The organism is Labilibaculum sp. DW002, assembly GCF_029029525.1.
Taxonomy (GTDB): domain Bacteria; phylum Bacteroidota; class Bacteroidia; order Bacteroidales; family Marinifilaceae; genus Paralabilibaculum; species Paralabilibaculum antarcticum.
In genome coordinates this window covers 101,568-119,305 of the sequence record NZ_JAKJSC010000006.1, presented here as the reverse complement: position 1 = coordinate 119,305, position 17,738 = coordinate 101,568, and the positions used below count along the sequence as shown (strand labels likewise).

The following is a 17,738-nucleotide window of genomic DNA, read 5'->3' as shown; positions in this document are numbered from 1 at the left end:
CACCTATGAAACATTATATCTACTTATTATTAATTCTAATGCTTTGTTTTTCGTGCGAAAATAAAGAGGATATAGATGAGGACTTAAATACATTAGAATCTTCGTTTAAAGTCGCCGTATTTATGCCTCTTTCAGGATCTATGCAAAGCAATTGGGAGAGAAGCCTGGAGTGGGTTCAGACAACAATAAATGAAAATAACGGCGTAGCAGGTAAAAAAATTGATTTGGAATGGTTTGATTCTCAGGCCGAAGATATTGATGATTTAGCAGAAAGGATAGCAAAGGATACCAGTTTTATTGCTGCTATTGGCCCATTTACTTCTGCTAACGCTTTTAAATCAATACCTTATTTTATAAAAAATAAGAAACCTCTTTTTATTCCAACAGCTTCATCCAGTGAAATAACCACTGCTTATGTGGGTAAAGATTATATATGGAGATTTGTAGAATCAGATATCTCTCAATGTAAAAACCTGGTTTTATTAGCAAAAGAAAAGAATGTTAAATCCATAGCTCTTGTAACAGGAGACGATCAGTATGGCATGTCATTTTACAACTGGTTTGGATTTTATGCTGCAGAAATTGGCATAGAGGTTACAAGAGTTGAACAATATAATTCCGAACAAACAGATATAAGCAATGAAATGCAATCGGCCCTCAGTTCTAAGCCTGATTTAATTGTGTGTATTCCTTCAAATATAGATCAGGCCGTGGAAATGGCAAAAAATTGGAAAAGTGATTCGAATAATTGTCAGTTTTTGTTTTCTGATTTGGCCTATATGCCTCAATTACTTGATATATTGGGTGAAGACGCAGAGGGGATTGAAGGAACAGTCTGTATTCCTGATCCGAAAAGTGGATTTGAAATAGAATATGAAATTAAATACGGGGAAAAACCTCTTCTGGCATCTGCTCAGCTTTACGATGCACTAATGCTATTGGCTTATGGTATCGAAAAATCGGGAGGAGAAGGTGGTGAAAAATTAAACGATTCCATTAAGAAAGTTGTAAGCGGCAGAGGTGAGTCTGCATTTTGGGATGATCAGTCAATTGTCGAAACTCTAGCAAATATTAAAAGTGGATTATCGCCAGATATAATGGGCGCTAGTAGTTCTTTGGAATATGATAATGATTTTTTCCTTGATATTTTGTATTCGACTTATGCTCATTGGCAAGTTAATTTGGGCAATTTTGTTAGTCTGAATTACTATTCAGATAAAGGAGATAAAAGATACTCTAATACATCTGCATCCTGGAGAACTTACGCCAGTCAAATAGATGATTTACAATCGGGAGAATCTTACGATTTACCTGAAAAAAAGGATTTAAAAGTTTTACTGATTGCATCATCTAAAAGCTGGAAAAATTATCGCCACCAAGCTGATGTATTGGCAATGTATCAGCACTTAAAAGCAAATGGAGTCTCTGATGATGATATTGTTCTTATTCTAGAAGATGATATTGCATTTCACGATAAAAACAAAAATCAGGGTTCTATTATGGTTGAAAACGAAGGCAATAACTTATATGAAAATATCGAGATTGATTATTTTCTAAAAGATATAAATGCTGATATGATTTTTGATATTTTATCAGGGAATATAAGTAAAGATACCCCAATAGTTCTGGAGGCCACTAAACAGTCTAACATTCTTTTCTATAATGCAGGACATGGTTTCCCCGAAGGTCTCAGGATCGATGCAATTAACCAACAGTTTATTAGTCCAGAAGAATTTAAGGCAGGTCTTAGCTCGTTTAATAATAAGGGAAACTTTCGTCGCATGTTAATTATTCTCGAATCGTGCTATAGCGGATTAATGGGAGAGGTGATTGATTTTGAATCTCCTATACTTTGCATAACTGCAGCAAATAAGTTTGAGGTTTCAAAGGCAATTAAATACTCTAATTATTTAAATGTTTGGCTGTCAGATAATTTTTCAAGCCATTTTTTGAGCGAGGTGATAAACAGCCCTGATATTTCGTTTTCTGATCTGTATACAAATCTAAACCAGAAGGTAAATGGTTCTCATGTTGGGGTTTATAATGAAGAACATTATGGGAATATGCCTCATTTACAGATTTCTGAATTTTTTAATCCATAATACATTTACTAGTTATGAAGAAAATCGTTATTGCATTAATTGCACTTATTGCATTTAGTGCTTGTGAAAAAACAAATTATGTCGATAGCCCACCTCAATTGCAGTTTACTGTACTTGATGAAAATGGAGTTTTGGTAGAAGATGCTTCGGTAACTTTATTTACAACCTACGATGCTTGGTATAATATAGAGGATAGCGAGGAAAATATGATTGCGACTACCGACAGTACAGGAACTTGTTTGTTTACCGATCTACAAGAGGTTTATTATTTTTTTAATGTGGAAAAGGGAGAAGAATTAACGAATTCTACTAGCAATTCTTCAATGGAAAAACCACTACAAAAGGGTGTTATTACAAATATTTCAGTTATTCTTAAATATGATTAGTTATGTTGAAAAAGTTATGTTTTTTATTGGGGGTTACTCTTTTGGTATCATGTAGTGAAAAAGATGAATTTTCTGATCCGAGTTTAGAGAATGTTAATGCAATTTCAGCTAAACTTAATGAGAATGTTTTATTGCTTCATAATAGTAAATTAGCCAATTCCAATGGAGATGAAGGAATGGCTTATGACGAGGAAACAGGAGTGATGCAAATGTCATTAGAATCGGTTGAAATGGCAGAGTATAAAATTGAGAATACATCAATTTTATCTGTTGATTTAGATACGCTTGCAGTTTTAAGAAAAGTTGCCAAGGTTGATACGATTGGCGACATAATTAATGTACATACTGAAGAAACAGATTTTGAAGAAGTTTTTAGAGATGCTGATTTTGAATTGGTATCGGATATGACTGAAGACGTTGATCTTAAAACAGCATCTACCATACAAGAGATAAATGAAGCACTGAGAGATGGAAATAAAATTCATCCGGCGCGTGTGATTTATCATATGCCTGAAGGGAGAATTGTTCGTTCTGTTTTTAATGACGAACAGATAGATGGGGTTGAAATGTTTGGAAATACAAAAAAAACAATCTCTATCAATTTTAGTAAAAAAATTGAAAATTATACTCTGTTTGAGAAGAGTGAACAGATAACTAATGAGGAAACTGGAGAATCTTATTCTGAAAAAAGTGGAATTTATCTCACCAGTGGAGAAATTAATTATGGTGCCGATTTTAGTCTTAAAACAAAAGTGAAATGGTTTAAACTAAGAAAGTTTGAATTTTCAGTAAGTCCACATGTTTTTGCAGAGGCCAATTTTTTAATGAGATATGCCAAATCTTATACACGGGAAGACGAGATAAAATTAATGAATAATGTATTTAAAAGAACATTTATCTATTATGTTGGTGCTTGTGTATTGGCAATAACAGTTGATACAGATATTATGGCTGCATATAAAGTTGAGAGTAATGGGTTTTTGCAATGTACAGCAGGTTTCAATGCAAGTATCAGTTCTAAATTTGGGGCAAAATACAAGAGGAAAAAAGGTTGGAGTGCCATAAATGAGTTTGAATTTAATAAAGAGCTTTATACACCTCAGTTTATGGGTGAAGTAAATGCGAATTTAAGAGCTGAAATATTCCCTCGAACTAAAGCTAAAATTTGCGGAGTTAACGGAATAACTATTGATATGGTTCCTTACGTTAATACGGAGATACATGGAAGCTTTTTGAATACAAAGGTTGATGGATCTGTTGAAATGAGCATGGGACTAGATGCAAGAATAAATGCGAAGGTTAAAATAGCAAAGAAAAATTTAGGCGGATTTGAAAAGGAATATCAAATTGTTAAGCCAATAGTTCTTTTTGACGAGACCTATAGTAATTAGAAAAATATATCTATTAATCAGATCAAGATTTATAAGTATAAATTTTCAAAACAATAAAGAATTACGTTTTTAGTTAGATAGTAAGCCAGGGTCATCATCACGATGACTTTGGCTTTTTTTAACTTAAGTTCAAATAAATTAATGATATAGAAATAGGGGAAGAGTAAAAAATAAATTAGTTTTGTGCTTTAAGTATTAAGATATACAAGAGAGCAATCTTTTGTACCTATGGAAAAATCAGCGGAAACGTCCGCAACTGGTTTATTATTATTTATTTACACTGTGTAGCGACAAATGTAGGATTTGGCGCTCCATCCTAATTAAAAATTTAGAAGGATGAAGAGAGACATTTTAGAGATCTTAAAATCTTACGATCTTAAGATTAGCGATGCAAAAGTTAAAGAAAATGTCAAATCAATTCTGGATAAAGATTTTAAATCTTTGTACACAGTTGAGAATCTTAAAAAGAATTTTTCTTTCATAGATTTAACGACATTGAACTCTACAGACACACATGCAAAGGCTAAAAGTTTTGCTGACAATGTAAATAACTTCCAGAATGATTTTGACATGCCAAATGTGGCCGCTATTTGTGTATATCCATACCAAGTACCTACATTAAATGAAAACTTAAAAGCTGAGGGCGTTAGAATTGCTTCTGTAGCAGGTGTTTTCCCATCTTCTCAATCATACGTTGAAGTTAAAGCATTGGAATGTAAAATGGCTGTTGAAAAGGGAGCTAACGATATTGACATTGTTATATCAATAGGCGCTTTTCTTGAAGGACATTATCAAACTGTATTTGATGAAATTGCTATTCAGAAAGAAGCTTGTGGTAATGCACATTTAAAAGTAATTCTTGAAACAGGAGAGCTTAAGACAGCGGAGAATATTAGAACAGCATCTATTATTGCTATGGAGGCTGGAGCTGATTTTATCAAGACATCAACAGGAAAAGTTCCTGTAAATGCAACTTTAGAAGCTGCCTATATTATGACTGAGGCAATTACTGAGTATTTCGAGAAGACAGGAAGAATGGTCGGATTTAAACCTGCAGGAGGAATTTCAACAGGAAAGGATGCCATCGAGTTTTTTGCAGTATCGAAAAACAATTTAGGAGAAGAATGGTTGAACAATGAATATTTGCGAATTGGAGCATCTAGTTTAGCCAACAATATTTTGTCTGAAATTCATTTTATTGAGAAAGGTGAAAAGAAAGACATTAAATATTTTTAAAAGAGATTAATAATTAAGCTAAAAGTCGGATATTTTCCGGCTTTTTTTTATTTACTTGCGATAGATTTATTTAACACCGCAATTAAATTGTTAACACTTTCATGAACACCGAATCCCACCATCTGCTAAAAAAGAGAATTCAAGAACTGGAAACCGAAGCAGAAAGATTACGTGGACTGATTCCACAAGAGTTTATTACAGAGGAATTTCTTGATCGAATCTCAATAAATGACGCTAATGATTCAGTGTCAGTAATAGACACGAACTATACTTTGGTGGAAGTAAATGATAAGCGTTTACAAGGAACCAATATGCAAAGGAATGAGCTAATTGGAAAGAAGTGTTATAATGTTTTTTATGATATAAACAAGCCATGTGAAGAATGTACGATTGAGAAGGTGATTGAGAGCAATGCGCCTGATCATTTTTTGAAATCATACATGGAGAATAGTAAAATAAAATTTGAAGAAAAATACATTTCTCCGGTACTAAATAAAAATGGTGCTGTTGAAAGAATTATTGTTCAGAGTAAAGATATTTCTAGTTATTACCATTTGGTTGATCGGGTTGGGCAAAGAGAAGAATTTTATAAAAACACATTTGAATCGGCGGGAGATGCTTTTCTTGTTCATGATGAAAAAGGTCAATTAATTGAATTTAGTTCTCGCTTGTGTAAAATGTTGGGTTATTCGGAAAAGGAATTGGCTCAATTAAATGTTAATGATATAGATGATCCTATTGATTCTGAAGATTTTACTGTGAGAAAGAATGAAATGGATATTAGTGGAACAGCAATTTTCGAAACCAATTTAGTTCGTAAATGTGGTAAGAGAATTCCCGTTGAGGTAAGCGCCAATATTAATCGTTTTGCGAATACAAAAATCTATTTTGTTGCCATAAGAAATATTGAAAAAAGAAAAATTGCAGAGCATAAATTAAGTGAGAGCGAGGAACGTTTTAGAACCTTAGTAGAAAATGCTCCCGATTTAATTATGCGTTTCGATAGAGATCATAAGCATATTTTTGTTAACTCTGCTTCCAATACCGTTCTGAATATAAAACCAGAAGCTTTTATTGGGAAAACACATTTCGACATGGGATTCCCAACAGATATGTGTGAGTTCTGGGAGCAAGAAATGAATTTAGCCTTTGAAAGTAAACAGCAGCATTGTGTTGACTTTACTTTAACTCTTGATGATGAGATTCGCTACTTTGAATGGCAATTAATTCCGGAGTTTAATGCAGAAGGAGAGAGCGAAACATTAATGGCAATTGCAAGAGATATTAGTGTTCGAAAAAGAACTGAAATAGCTTTAAACGATGCGATTAAAACTAAGGATAAGTTTTTCTCAATTATTGCTCATGATTTAAAGAATCCCTTTAATGCCTTGTTGCCAATAGCAAAAAATCTATATCTTCATTGCAATGAGATGTCGAAGGCACAGATTGCCGAGTCATCAGAAATCATTCATTCTTCAGCATCACAAGAATTTAAGCTTTTAAATAATCTTTTGGAATGGGGTAGGTCCCAAATGGGTAAGATTAGTCTTAACCCAAAACAAATCGATTTGCAAAAAATAGTTACTTCGAATATTTTGCTGCACAAAGTAAAAGCTGATAAAAAGAACATAGCGGTAAGTGTTGATATTATCAATGGAAGTATGGCATTTGCCGATGAGTATATGATTGATACAGTAATCCGCAACCTTTACTCTAATGCTTTGAAATTTAGCAGACCTGGTGGTGAAGTGAAAATAAAAATAAGGAACAATCAATCCAAAGCTATCCTTAGTATAGAAGATAATGGTATTGGAATAAGTGCCGAAAATCAGAAGAGACTTTTTAGAATTGACACGAATTATACCAGAATGGGTACTGAGGAAGAATCAGGAACAGGTTTGGGACTAATTCTGTGCAAAGAATTTGTAGATCAGAATAACGGGAAAATTTATGTTGAAAGTACGGTAGAAAAGGGAAGTGTATTTTTTGTAGAGTTACCTTTGCAATAAGCTGTTTACTTGTTTCTTGAAATGGTATAATCAACCAGATTAATTAATGCTTCTCTAGCTTCTGAAGTTGGAAATTCATGTAAGATATTCATTGCTTTTTGTTTGTATTCAATCATTTTCTGACTGGTATAATCAATACCTCCATTATCTTTAACAAAACTTATTAATTCGTTAACTTTTACCTTGTTTTTATTGTGTTTACGGATAATTTTTAAAGCCCAACGACGATCCTTATCGGATATATTTCTTAAAGCATAAATCAAAGGAAGCGTTAACTTCTTTTCTTTGATATCATTACCCGTTGGTTTCCCAATGGTTCCTTGTTTTTCGTAATCAAATAAATCATCCTTCATTTGAAAAGCAATTCCAAGATGTGACCCAAATTGTTTTAGCTTCTGCTGATCTTCTTCACTTGCTCCAGCCGAAATAGCACCCAATTCTGTACATGAGGCAATTAAACTAGCCGTTTTCTTATAAATAATATCAAAATAAACCTCTTCGGTAATGTTTAGCTTTCGTGATTTTTCGAGCTGAAGTAACTCACCTTCACTCATTTCACGAACAGCATCAGAAACGACCTTTAATTGCCCAAATTCATTATTATCCAAAGCAATTAGTAATCCTTTCGATAGAAGAAAATCACCAACCAATACCGCAGCTTTTGTTTTCCATAAGGCATTTACAGAGAAAAAACCTCTTCTTTCGTAGGCTTCATCAACTACATCATCATGAATTAAAGTTGCCGTATGTAGCAGCTGGGTTAGGGCCGCAGCTGTGTAGGTAGAATCGTTAATAGTACCAGCTAACTTAGCGCTTAAGAACACTAAAATAGGTCTTATTTCTTTGCCTTTTCGTTTGATAATGTACCTGTTAATGACGTTTAATAGGCGTACCTTGGTTTTCATTGAATCCTTAAAGTAGGTTTCAAATTGATCCATCTCTTCTTTAACAGGAGCCTTAATGTCACTTATACTGGTTTTCTTCAAATTCATAGCAACCAAAGTTAATAATTTATCGTTCTCATAAAAGGTTGAAGTTTCAAAATTTTCGGATTCAGAACTCTAGTATTTATTAAGACTTTACCTAAATTATATACAAAACGAGAAATTTAACTATTTCAATATGAATATGCTGTTCATTTACGAATATATTTATATATTTGCATAGTTATTAAATACAAGTTTAAGTTTTGTGTATGAAAATTAGCGAATTAGAACCGGAAAAATTAGAGCAGGCAGCCAATATGCTTAAGGCAATTGCTCACCCTATGAGAATTGCTATTCTTGGTTATCTTGATGATGGAAAAAAATTAACGGTTACTGAGATACATGAATTGTTGAATATTGAACAATCAACAACTTCGCACCACTTGGGTATTCTTAAAGATAAGGGTGTTTTGCAATCGAAACGTGAAGGAAAGAACACCTATTACTTCTTAAAACATTGTAGCTTAAGTAATATTGTTGATTGTATCAGCAACTGTACTCATGGATAAAAATTAAAAACCGGCTTAGACTGGTTTTTTTTATATAGAATAAAAATGGCAAAAGTTAGATTAACCAAGGAGTTTCGATTCGAAATGGCGCATGCGCTGTGGAACTATGATGGTCTGTGTAAGAATATTCACGGGCATTCGTATATTCTTTACGTAACAGTAATTGGAGAACCTATTGCGGATGAGAATAATCCCAAACTGGGAATGGTAATGGATTTCGGAGATCTAAAAAAGATCGTAAATGCTGAAATCGTTGATAAACTGGATCATGCTGTTGTTTTAAGCGATAAAACGCCAATGCTTGAACAATTAAATATCCCACAAATGTTTGAGCGATTTTTTGTTTTCGATTATCAGCCAACATGTGAGAACATGATTACTGATTTTGCAGATCGAATCGTTAAGCGTTTGCCTGCTGATGTGAAATTACATTCTTTAAAGCTTCACGAAACAGCAACTTCTTTTGCTGAATGGTTTGCCGAGGATAACTAGATATCAATCAAGATACTATTATTGACCTGGAAGAAATTTCAGGTTTTTTTGTACCCAACAGTTTATATCGTTTTAATTACTATCTCAGATAATAGCGAGGAAAATAACTTAGATGGCAAATACAATTCGGTATTATTCATTAATAATTAATCATTCAGAATTGCTCTTGCGCGATTATCTTGTACTTTTGTTTGAATACAATTAACATTTAGAATCTTATGCACTCATCAAGTTCCAATTCGGGTAAAAAGTTATTTTTATTAGATGCTTTTGCTTTGATCTACCGATCGTATTATGCCTTTATCAAGAACCCAAGATACACATCTACAGGTATCAATTCTTCAGCCATGCTGGGCTTTACCAATACGCTACTGAATGTACTTGAAAAAGAGAAGCCGTCGCATATTGCCGTTGTTTTCGATCCGGCAGGCAAAACTTTTCGTCACGAAATGTTTAAGGAGTATAAGGCACATAGACCACCTATGCCTGATGATTTAAGAAACTCCTTGCCATATATCAAGAGAATAATTAAAGGTTTTAATATTCCCGAAATTGAGGTTGAGGGTTATGAAGCCGACGATGTGATTGGAACTTTGGCTAAGAAAGCAGAAAAACAAGGTTTCACGGTTTACATGATGACACCCGATAAGGATTATGCCCAATTGGTGAGTGAAAATATATTCATGTACAAACCGAAACGATCTGGAAAAGAAGTTGAAATTTGGGGATTACCAGAAGTTCAAGAAAAATTTGGGATAGAAACTGCCGAGCAGATAATTGACTATTTAGGACTAATGGGTGATTCTGCCGATAATATTCCGGGCTGTCCGGGTATTGGTCCCAAAACAGCACAAAAACTTCTTACAGCTTATAAATCGATAAATGGGATTTATGAAAACACTGATAAGTTAAAAGGTAAGCAGAAAGAAAATATTGTGAATTCGAAAGAACAAGTTCGTTTTTCGAGAGTTTTGGCAACAATAGCTTTGGATGCTCCAATAGATTTTGATGAAGAGAATTATAAATTGATAGATTTCGATGAAGTCAAATTAAGAGCCATTTTTAAGGAATTGGAATTTTTCACCTTAGCCGAACGAGTTTTCAAAAATCAAGGCGATCTTTTTCCTTCTGAGAATGAAAAATTTACAGACAAGGATACAGAAGAGAATAAAGAGGTGATTCTAAGGGACTTAAACGACTTAACTTGCAATTTTTTTGTGCTTGATAATGCGGCAGTTAGAGCTGATTTACGAGCCGATTTATGTGTGCAAAAATCTTTTTCATTTAGAACAATATTGAGTGATGTTGATCCCAATCAGTCGCAAATCTTAGGATTAGCCTTTGCTTACAAAAATAACCGCTCATTTTTTGTCCCTTTTCCTCAGGATGCCAAAGAAGCAAAAAAAGTGGCTCAGGAATTTCGATTTATTTTTGAAGATGAAAAAATCGTGAAGATTGCTCATGATATCAAAAGAGATATTTTGGCATTACGTTGGTGTGGGGTGGAATTGAAAGGTGCGATTTTTGATACCATGATTGCACATTATTTAATTCAACCGGAATTGAAGCATGATTTGCTTTTCTAGCACATTCGGTCTTAAATTATCAGGTAATTGAATCGGATGATAAGTCGAAAAAGAAAAAAGAGCAATTGAGTTTACTATTGGAACCAGAACCAGTGAAACATGATTCCTTTTGTGAAGAAACAATTCTTAGTCTTGAGTTGAAGCATGAATTAGAGACTAAAATGAAGGAGAACAACTTAATTGATTTGTTCTACAATATTGAAATGCCATTGCTAAGCATATTGGCAGATATGGAATTTGCAGGTGTAAGTATCGATGTACCAACATTGAAAGAATATGCGATTGTTCTGAACGAAGAAGTAGATGGCATAGAGAAGGAAATTAAAGAAATGGCTGGTGTCGATTTTAACGTAGCTTCTCCAAAACAGTTGGGCGAAGTATTGTTCGATACAATGGAGCTCGATAGTAAAGCTAAAAAAACGAAATCGGGGCAATATTCAACTTCGGAAGCCGTACTTTCCAAATTAAAAGGCAAGCACGAAATTATACAGAAGATTTTGGATTTTAGATCGCTAAAAAAACTGATTTCAACCTATGTGGAAGCGCTTCCAACATACATCAATGAAAAGTCAGGTCGTATTCATACGTCATTTAAACAAGCAGAAGCTGCTACGGGTCGTTTGAGTTCGATCAACCCAAATATTCAGAATATTCCTATTCGTACACCACAAGGACGATATGTGCGTAAAGCCTTTATTCCATCTGATGAGAATCATACATTCCTATCAGCTGACTATTCTCAGGTTGAGTTGCGTTTAATGGCGCACATGAGTGAGGATAAGGCTATGATTGATGCCTTTAATCATGCAGCCGATTTCCATCAGGCAACAGCGGCTAAAATTTACAAATTACCTATTGAAGAGGTAAGTAAAGACATGAGAAGTCGTGCAAAAACGGCAAATTTTGGAATTATTTATGGTATTTCGGCTTGGGGACTTGCAGAACGATTAGGAATTAGTCGTAAAGAGGGAAAAGAGCTGATTACAGGCTATTTTGAATCTTATCCAGGAGTTAAACTGTTCATGGATAAAAGTGTCGAAGTAGCGCGTAAGGATGAGTTTGTTGAGACTGTGATGAATCGACGTCGTTATTTAAAAGATATCAATTCGAGTAATGCCATTGTACGTAGTGTTGCAGAACGAAATGCCATTAATGCGCCTGTACAAGGCTCTGCAGCCGATGTTATTAAGTTGGCAATGATTGGTATATCAAATCGCATGAAAGCAGAAGGTCTGAAGTCTAAAATGCTTATTCAGGTGCATGATGAATTGAACTTCGATTGCTTAAAATCAGAATTGGATCAAATGAAGCTTATTCTTCGTGAGGAAATGGAGAATGCAGTAAAAATAAGCGTTCCACTAACTGTAGATATGGGAGTAGGAGAGAACTGGCTACAGGCGCATTAATTAATCATAAATAGAAAATTAAAAAGCTCACTCTGTTAAAAGAATGAGCTTTTTTTATGAAAATGACGGTACTCTGTACCTGAAATCCCTTTCAATTAAAATTATCTACAAATATTGTGGTGCTCTGCACCTTATAAAAATCAATATTGCTCAGAATTTTCAATTACATAAAGCGGCAGAGCTGCGTAATATTTGTAGATACACAATTTTAGATAAAACAAAGGTGCAGCGCACCGTAATATGATCTGCATTCGTTACTGTGGTGCTTTCTTTATTTAGGAATGATTTTTATATCAATATTATTCCAATTTTTTTTCAATTAAAAAGCTGGCAACAAACCACAATAGGATGGAAATAAGGTAAATGATGATTCCGTAAAATGTGGGGATCATCGATACTTTTATTCCGCCATAAATCAGGTTAGGAGATATACTATCCATTTGTTCTATTACCGAAAAAGCATCGTATAATCCGAGTAACTGACCAAATATACCAAAGACCATGGCAAACAAACCGATAGATTTTCCATAGTTTATTTTCCGAAGTGCGTTTTCCTGCAATGGATTTTCAGAAAAATAGATCCGAATAAAATGGAAAGTAATCCACGATACCATAATTACTAAAAGCAAGGTAAGAATACCCATAAAGAGTGGGCCACCCATAAAAAACATGTCTTTCATTTTTTTCAATTTTAAAGGTTAATACTAATACCTTCAAAGTTAATGCTACCACTGGTTTTTAGGCAAGGTCAAATACAGTTCTAAAGCTGTCGTTTATCGACTTTGTTTAGATATCTTTAATTTCTAAGTTAAATTAGTTGAAAATTTACTGGGTAAGCAAATTTTTCCGCTGCAGAAGGGAAGTAGCAATTAAATCTGCAAATAATAATTAAGTTTTTACAAATGAATAGAAAATCGACAAATCCTTATTTTCATATCTCTTACTGGATTTTTGTTATCCTCATATTAACAGTGGTTTTTGGCGTATCCTGGGGAAGTAATCTTGCAGCCTTCTATTTTATAAGTATGCTATTGCCTATTGTATTGGGTACCTCATATTTTTTCAATTATTACCTTGTTCCACGATATTATATGCAAAAGAAATACTTGCAGTTTGGATTGTATTCTTTATACACGGCAGTTATATCTATGTATCTTGAAATGATCGTATTGATGTTCTCTTTTGTCTATTTAGGTAATTTTAACTTTAAAAATTTAAGTCCCAATGCTTCGAATATAATTCTTCTGGCAGTGATCCTCTATTTGATCGTATTTCTTGGTTCCTTTCTGTTAATGAGTCGACAAATAAGAGAGAAACAGCAAATTATACAAGATTTTATGCTTGAAAAGGAAAAGTTAAAACAAGCTTTTTTAGAGGTAATATCCAATCGGAAAAACATCAAGATTAAGTATACTGATATCATTTACATTGAAAGTTTAGCGGACTATGTAACTATTCATACCAATAAAGAGAAGATAAAAACGAAAGAAAAGATTAGTAATTTGGAAGAAATATTACCTGATCGTTTTTTACGAATTCATCGCTCCTTTATAATTAATAAAGACAAGCTTAAGAGTTTTTCCTTCGATCAGCTTTTAGTTGAAGATATTCCATTAAATATTGGGCGAACTTATCGAAAACAGGTTAAAGAATCTTTGAAAAAATAAATTGTGAAACAAATATGGTTTTTCGAATTGAAAAAGTAGAACAGTCTGAGTATACTGAAATTGTTGATTTATGGGAAGCTTCAGTACGTGGGACACATCATTTCCTAAAGGAAGCAGATATCGCCTATTTTAAACCATTAATTCTGAACGTGTATTTAGATGCGGTGGAATTAAGCTGTGTGAAGAACGAAAATAAAGATATTATTGCCTTTATGGGTGTTGCAGAGCAAAATCTTGAAATGTTATTTATTCATCCTAAAGAGAGGGGACATGGAGTAGGGAAGATGCTATTAGAATACGCCATTGATGAATTAGAAGTGAAGAAAGTTGATGTAAATGAAGAGAATGAACAGGCTGTTGGCTTCTATGAAAAATTCGGTTTTAGGACCTATAATCGATCAGAATTAGATTCCTCAGGTAAATCTTATCCGATATTGCATATGGAATTAAAATAAGAGTAGTTACAAAAGAAAAAGCTCATTCTCCAGTGGAAGAATGAGCTTTTTTATTTCAATTTTTACTTGTATCTCTTATTTGTTGAAGGCGTGTAAACCAATGCTACCATCTAAAATTCCTGTATATTCTGTTTTGTTTTCAAGAATTTCTATAGCCTTTTGTAATGTTTTATCATTTTGTAATTGGTATTCAATACCACCTTTTTGATAATGAAATCTCTTTACAATTTCATGAGCTAGCAATTCACTAATTTCATCTTTAAATCGAACCAAATCACGATCTAAGTTTGGAGCAATTTTAGCTGCAAGAGCATCGAATTCAGCTGTTGAAATATCGTAGTACTTCTCTTCTTTAGCAGCTTTTTTAAGTGCATCAAGAATTTCAGTACTTTCCGATTTGTAATCAAATTTTTTCTCTTTTATGAACTTGGTAAAATCTGAAAATTCCTGATCATTAAGTTTAAAATCTTTTGAATCAGCTATCTTATCATGAGTGTTTGAATACAAAGTAGCATAATCAAATATCATGAAATTTCGGATTAGATTAACAGACAGACTACTATACATTTCGCTTTCCAATTTAATATCAGGGAGAATTCCTCCACCATCGAATACTGTTCTGCCATTTTTTGTATGGTATTCAGTCAATAAAGAATCAGCGATTTTACCAACACTACCATCTTCATTTCTGTTGCTATAATCCAGGGCTTGAATACATCTTCCACTAGGAATATAATACTTTGCCGTTGTCACCTTTAATTTAGCGTTGTAGGTAAGATTACGGGTGGTTTGTACCAATCCCTTACCAAATGTTCTTTGTCCCAATACAACGCCTCTATCAAGGTCTTGAATAGCTCCCGAAACAATCTCCGAAGCAGAAGCAGAACCTCTGTTTACCAATACAACAATAGGAATTTCTGCATCAACAGGAGTTTTTGTGGCTTTGTAGCTTTTGTCCCATTTCGAAACCTTACCTTTTGTATCTACAATATTTTCCCCTTTGTTCACAAAAAGATTTACAATTTCAATTGCTTGATCAAGTAATCCTCCTGGATTGCCTCGTAAGTCTAGTACAATAGATTTCGCATTTTGTTCTTTTAACTCACTTAATGCTACTTTAATTTCTCCTGCAGCTTTATTGGTAAATTGGTTTAAATAAATGTACCCAACCGAATCAGCAATCATTCCAAAATAAGGAACCGATTTTAACTGAATTTTTTCACGAACAAACTTTTTCTCTAATGTTTTATCAACACCAGGTCGTTTAACTTTAATGGTTAGTGGAACATTTGGCTGACCTTTTAGAAGGTTGCTAACATCTTCAGTAGACTTTTTAACAACCGAAGTGCCATTAATTTCAAGCATAATATCTCCAGCCTTTAAACCTGCTTTATGTGCAGGAAAGCCTTCGTAGGGTTCAGCAATTATAACATGATCTCCATGTTTGCTAATCAAAGATCCAATTCCAGCATACTCTCCAGTTGTCATTAACTTAAAGTCCTCAATTTCCGATTCAGAAATATAAGTTGTGTAAGGGTCTAGCGATGTTAACATTGCATCCATACTTTTCTTTACTAGGTCACCCGGATCAATCTCATCTACATAAAATAGATTCAGTTCTCTAAATAAAGTATAATAAATGTTTAAATTTTTGCTGATTTCAAAATTTCTCTCATCCCTGCTAAACCCCCAGAATGCTGCACTACAGAAAAGTAAAACAGCAAGTATCCAGATGGCTCCCGATTTTCTTCGAAGCGTCATATGTTTTTGTTTAAATTTGATTGTAAAATTAACCTTCCCCGCAGTATAGCTTTCGCTATCTCTATCTCACGAATTTACAAATTAGAGTACATAAAATAATACGTAGGCTTAAACAAATATAATTATTCCCTTTTTAAAACAATTCACTTTAACATTTGTTAACCCTATAGCACTAAAATTCAGCAATTAGAGAATGAGAGAAAAGTACTGTTTCTTTTCTACGAGAATCTATTAAGAATTGTTCTAAGTAATTTGCTAAAATATAAAAATAGGATCTATTGTGGGTTAAGGAACCGGGTCATGTCCATGTCCTCCCCAAGGATTACAAGAGAGTATTCGCTTAATAGCAAGATAGGTACCTTTAAAAGGGCCATGTTTTTTTAATGCTTGAATAGCATAGCTAGAGCAAGAAGGAGTATATCTGCATGCAGATGGAGTTAAAGGAGAAATAGCATACTGATAAAACTTAATTGGCAGTATCATGATGAATAGAATCACCTTTATCAGAAGGTTGAGAATGCATTTCATATTCTTTTGGAATTCGCTTTAGTGCTTTTTTGAACTTGGCTTCCATTTCGGAAGTTTTGAGTACTGTTTTTGGTAAATATACTACCATAAATGCAATGTTTGCACCTTTGCGTTCAAGCTCTTCGTAAAATTCTCCTTTGTTAAGACGATAAAGTTCTCGAATTCGTCTCTTTAAAAGATTGCGGGTAACTGCTTTCTTAAAATTTCGTTTTGCAACTGTAATGGCAACTTGAGCTGGATATTCCGAATTCAATTTCGCTTCTTTCCAAACAATTCGAAAAGGGTAACAGATAAATCCTTTTCCTTCAGAAAAAAGTTTTCCAATTAGGATCTTGTGAGTTAATCTTTCCGCTTTTTTAAATGTAAAGCGATTCGTTTCTACCATAATTACAAAAATCGACAAAAAAAGGGGAATAATTTCCCCTTCCTTTGTTTTATTATATCAGTAAAGGATTCTTATTTATTGTCCTTATTGAATTTTTTAATATACTGGTCCAAAGCCATAGTCATAGAAGGTGCCTGTGGCATTGGTGCCTGAATATCAAGACGAAGGTCTGCATCTTTTACAGCCTTTGAAGTTGAAGGACCAAATGCGGCAATTACAGTACCATCCTGAGAAAATTCAGGGAAGTTTTGCATTAAAGATTTGATTCCTGAAGGGCTATAAAAAGCAAGGATATCGTAGTTTACATCAGCTAAGTCAGATAAATCACTGCTTACTGTTTTGTAAAGAATAGCCTTAGTGTACTTGATTTTGCTCTTATTCAACAAAGCAGGAATTGATTGCTTATGAATGTCTGAAAGAGGTAATAAGAATTTCTCTTTTTTATGCTTAACGATAGTATCAATTAGATCTTCGAAAACACGAACTCCAAAGAAAATCTTTCTCTTACGGTATACAATATACTTCTGAAGATAGAAAGCTGTCGATTCTGAAATACAGAAGTATTTCATATCATCCGGAATCGTTACTCGCATTTCTTCTGCAATTCTAAAGAAATGGTCAATAGCCGTTCTACTGGTAAAAATAACAGCAGTATGATCAAGAATATTGATTCTCTCTTGTCTAAATTCTTTAGCACTTATACCTTCAACTTGAATGAAAGGGCGAAAATCAATTTTTAAGTTGTACTTTTCTGCCAGATCGAAATAAGGCGATTTTTCCGTTTGGGGCTTCGGTTGCGAAACTAATATTGTTTTGATTTTCAAGGCGATATTGTTTAA

General features: G+C 33.7%; 17 protein-coding genes. 11 read left to right on the top strand and 6 right to left on the bottom strand.

What is annotated here, in order from left to right:
• Window positions 1-5 precede the first annotated feature (5 nt).
• From L3049_RS17970 to L3049_RS17950, 5 genes are all read left to right on the top strand, one after another.
• The gene (locus L3049_RS17970) at window positions 6-2,102 is read left to right on the top strand and encodes a C13 family peptidase (RefSeq protein WP_275111209.1); all 2,097 of its coding nucleotides are present in this window, start codon (window positions 6-8) and stop codon (window positions 2,100-2,102) included.
• A gap of 14 nt (window positions 2,103-2,116) precedes the next feature.
• Window positions 2,117-2,488 carry a hypothetical protein gene (locus tag L3049_RS17965; RefSeq protein WP_275111208.1) on the top strand — a complete coding sequence of 124 codons (372 nt, stop codon included), beginning with the start codon at window positions 2,117-2,119 and terminating at the stop codon, window positions 2,486-2,488.
• A gap of 2 nt (window positions 2,489-2,490) precedes the next feature.
• A complete protein-coding gene (locus L3049_RS17960; protein ID WP_275111207.1) occupies window positions 2,491-3,879 on the top strand; it encodes a hypothetical protein in 1,389 nt (462 codons plus the stop codon).
• 336 nt (window positions 3,880-4,215) lie between these two features.
• Window positions 4,216-5,115 carry a deoxyribose-phosphate aldolase gene (deoC, locus tag L3049_RS17955; protein WP_275111206.1) on the top strand — a complete coding sequence of 300 codons (900 nt, stop codon included), beginning with the start codon at window positions 4,216-4,218 and terminating at the stop codon, window positions 5,113-5,115.
• Window positions 5,116-5,216: 101 nt separating this feature from the next.
• Window positions 5,217-7,124: a PAS domain-containing protein gene (locus L3049_RS17950; RefSeq protein WP_275111205.1), complete on the top strand. Its 1,908-nt coding sequence runs from the start codon at window positions 5,217-5,219 to the stop codon at window positions 7,122-7,124.
• A gap of 5 nt (window positions 7,125-7,129) precedes the next feature.
• On the opposite strand, the gene L3049_RS17945 is transcribed toward L3049_RS17950, so the two are convergent.
• Window positions 7,130-8,116, bottom strand: coding sequence for a polyprenyl synthetase family protein (locus tag L3049_RS17945; RefSeq protein ID WP_275111204.1), 987 nt, complete (start codon window positions 8,114-8,116; stop codon window positions 7,130-7,132).
• A 203-nt stretch (window positions 8,117-8,319) separates the two neighbouring features.
• On the opposite strand from L3049_RS17945, the gene L3049_RS17940 reads away from it, so the two are divergent.
• The 4 genes from L3049_RS17940 to polA all read left to right on the top strand — a co-directional run bounded on the left by L3049_RS17940 (window position 8,320) and on the right by polA (window position 12,103).
• On the top strand, window positions 8,320-8,619 hold the full coding sequence (locus L3049_RS17940; RefSeq protein WP_125028827.1) for an ArsR/SmtB family transcription factor: 300 nt from the start codon (window positions 8,320-8,322) through the stop codon (window positions 8,617-8,619).
• Window positions 8,620-8,664: 45 nt separating this feature from the next.
• Window positions 8,665-9,111, top strand: coding sequence for a 6-pyruvoyl trahydropterin synthase family protein (locus L3049_RS17935; RefSeq protein WP_275111203.1), 447 nt, complete (start codon window positions 8,665-8,667; stop codon window positions 9,109-9,111).
• Between the two features lie 218 nt (window positions 9,112-9,329).
• Complete coding sequence (locus tag L3049_RS17930; RefSeq protein WP_275111202.1) at window positions 9,330-10,697, top strand: 5'-3' exonuclease H3TH domain-containing protein; 1,368 nt, start codon at window positions 9,330-9,332, stop codon at window positions 10,695-10,697.
• Window positions 10,698-10,762: 65 nt separating this feature from the next.
• Complete coding sequence (gene polA / locus L3049_RS17925; RefSeq protein WP_275111201.1) at window positions 10,763-12,103, top strand: DNA polymerase I; 1,341 nt, start codon at window positions 10,763-10,765, stop codon at window positions 12,101-12,103.
• Between the two features lie 299 nt (window positions 12,104-12,402).
• On the opposite strand, the gene L3049_RS17920 is transcribed toward polA, so the two are convergent.
• Window positions 12,403-12,783: a MotA/TolQ/ExbB proton channel family protein gene (locus L3049_RS17920; protein ID WP_275111200.1), complete on the bottom strand. Its 381-nt coding sequence runs from the start codon at window positions 12,781-12,783 to the stop codon at window positions 12,403-12,405.
• A gap of 222 nt (window positions 12,784-13,005) precedes the next feature.
• On the opposite strand from L3049_RS17920, the gene L3049_RS17915 reads away from it, so the two are divergent.
• The gene (locus L3049_RS17915; protein WP_275111199.1) at window positions 13,006-13,770 is read left to right on the top strand and encodes a LytR/AlgR family response regulator transcription factor; all 765 of its coding nucleotides are present in this window, start codon (window positions 13,006-13,008) and stop codon (window positions 13,768-13,770) included.
• 14 nt (window positions 13,771-13,784) lie between these two features.
• Window positions 13,785-14,225 carry a GNAT family N-acetyltransferase gene (locus L3049_RS17910; protein ID WP_275111198.1) on the top strand — a complete coding sequence of 147 codons (441 nt, stop codon included), beginning with the start codon at window positions 13,785-13,787 and terminating at the stop codon, window positions 14,223-14,225.
• Between the two features lie 75 nt (window positions 14,226-14,300).
• On the opposite strand, the gene L3049_RS17905 is transcribed toward L3049_RS17910, so the two are convergent.
• The 4 genes from L3049_RS17905 to L3049_RS17890 form a co-directional block, all read right to left on the bottom strand.
• Window positions 14,301-15,986 (bottom strand): S41 family peptidase, encoded by a 1,686-nt coding sequence (locus tag L3049_RS17905; RefSeq protein ID WP_275111197.1) that lies wholly within the window; start codon window positions 15,984-15,986, stop codon window positions 14,301-14,303.
• 285 nt (window positions 15,987-16,271) lie between these two features.
• Window positions 16,272-16,469 carry a membrane protein insertion efficiency factor YidD gene (yidD, locus tag L3049_RS17900; RefSeq protein ID WP_275111196.1) on the bottom strand — a complete coding sequence of 66 codons (198 nt, stop codon included), beginning with the start codon at window positions 16,467-16,469 and terminating at the stop codon, window positions 16,272-16,274.
• Window positions 16,453-16,899 carry a ribonuclease P protein component gene (gene rnpA / locus L3049_RS17895; protein ID WP_275111195.1) on the bottom strand — a complete coding sequence of 149 codons (447 nt, stop codon included), beginning with the start codon at window positions 16,897-16,899 and terminating at the stop codon, window positions 16,453-16,455. The genes yidD and rnpA overlap by 17 nt, the downstream gene beginning before the upstream one ends.
• A gap of 71 nt (window positions 16,900-16,970) precedes the next feature.
• Window positions 16,971-17,723, bottom strand: a complete 753-nt coding sequence (locus L3049_RS17890) for a uroporphyrinogen-III synthase (protein ID WP_275111194.1) — start codon at window positions 17,721-17,723, stop codon at window positions 16,971-16,973.
• Between the last annotated feature and the right edge of the window lie 15 nt (window positions 17,724-17,738).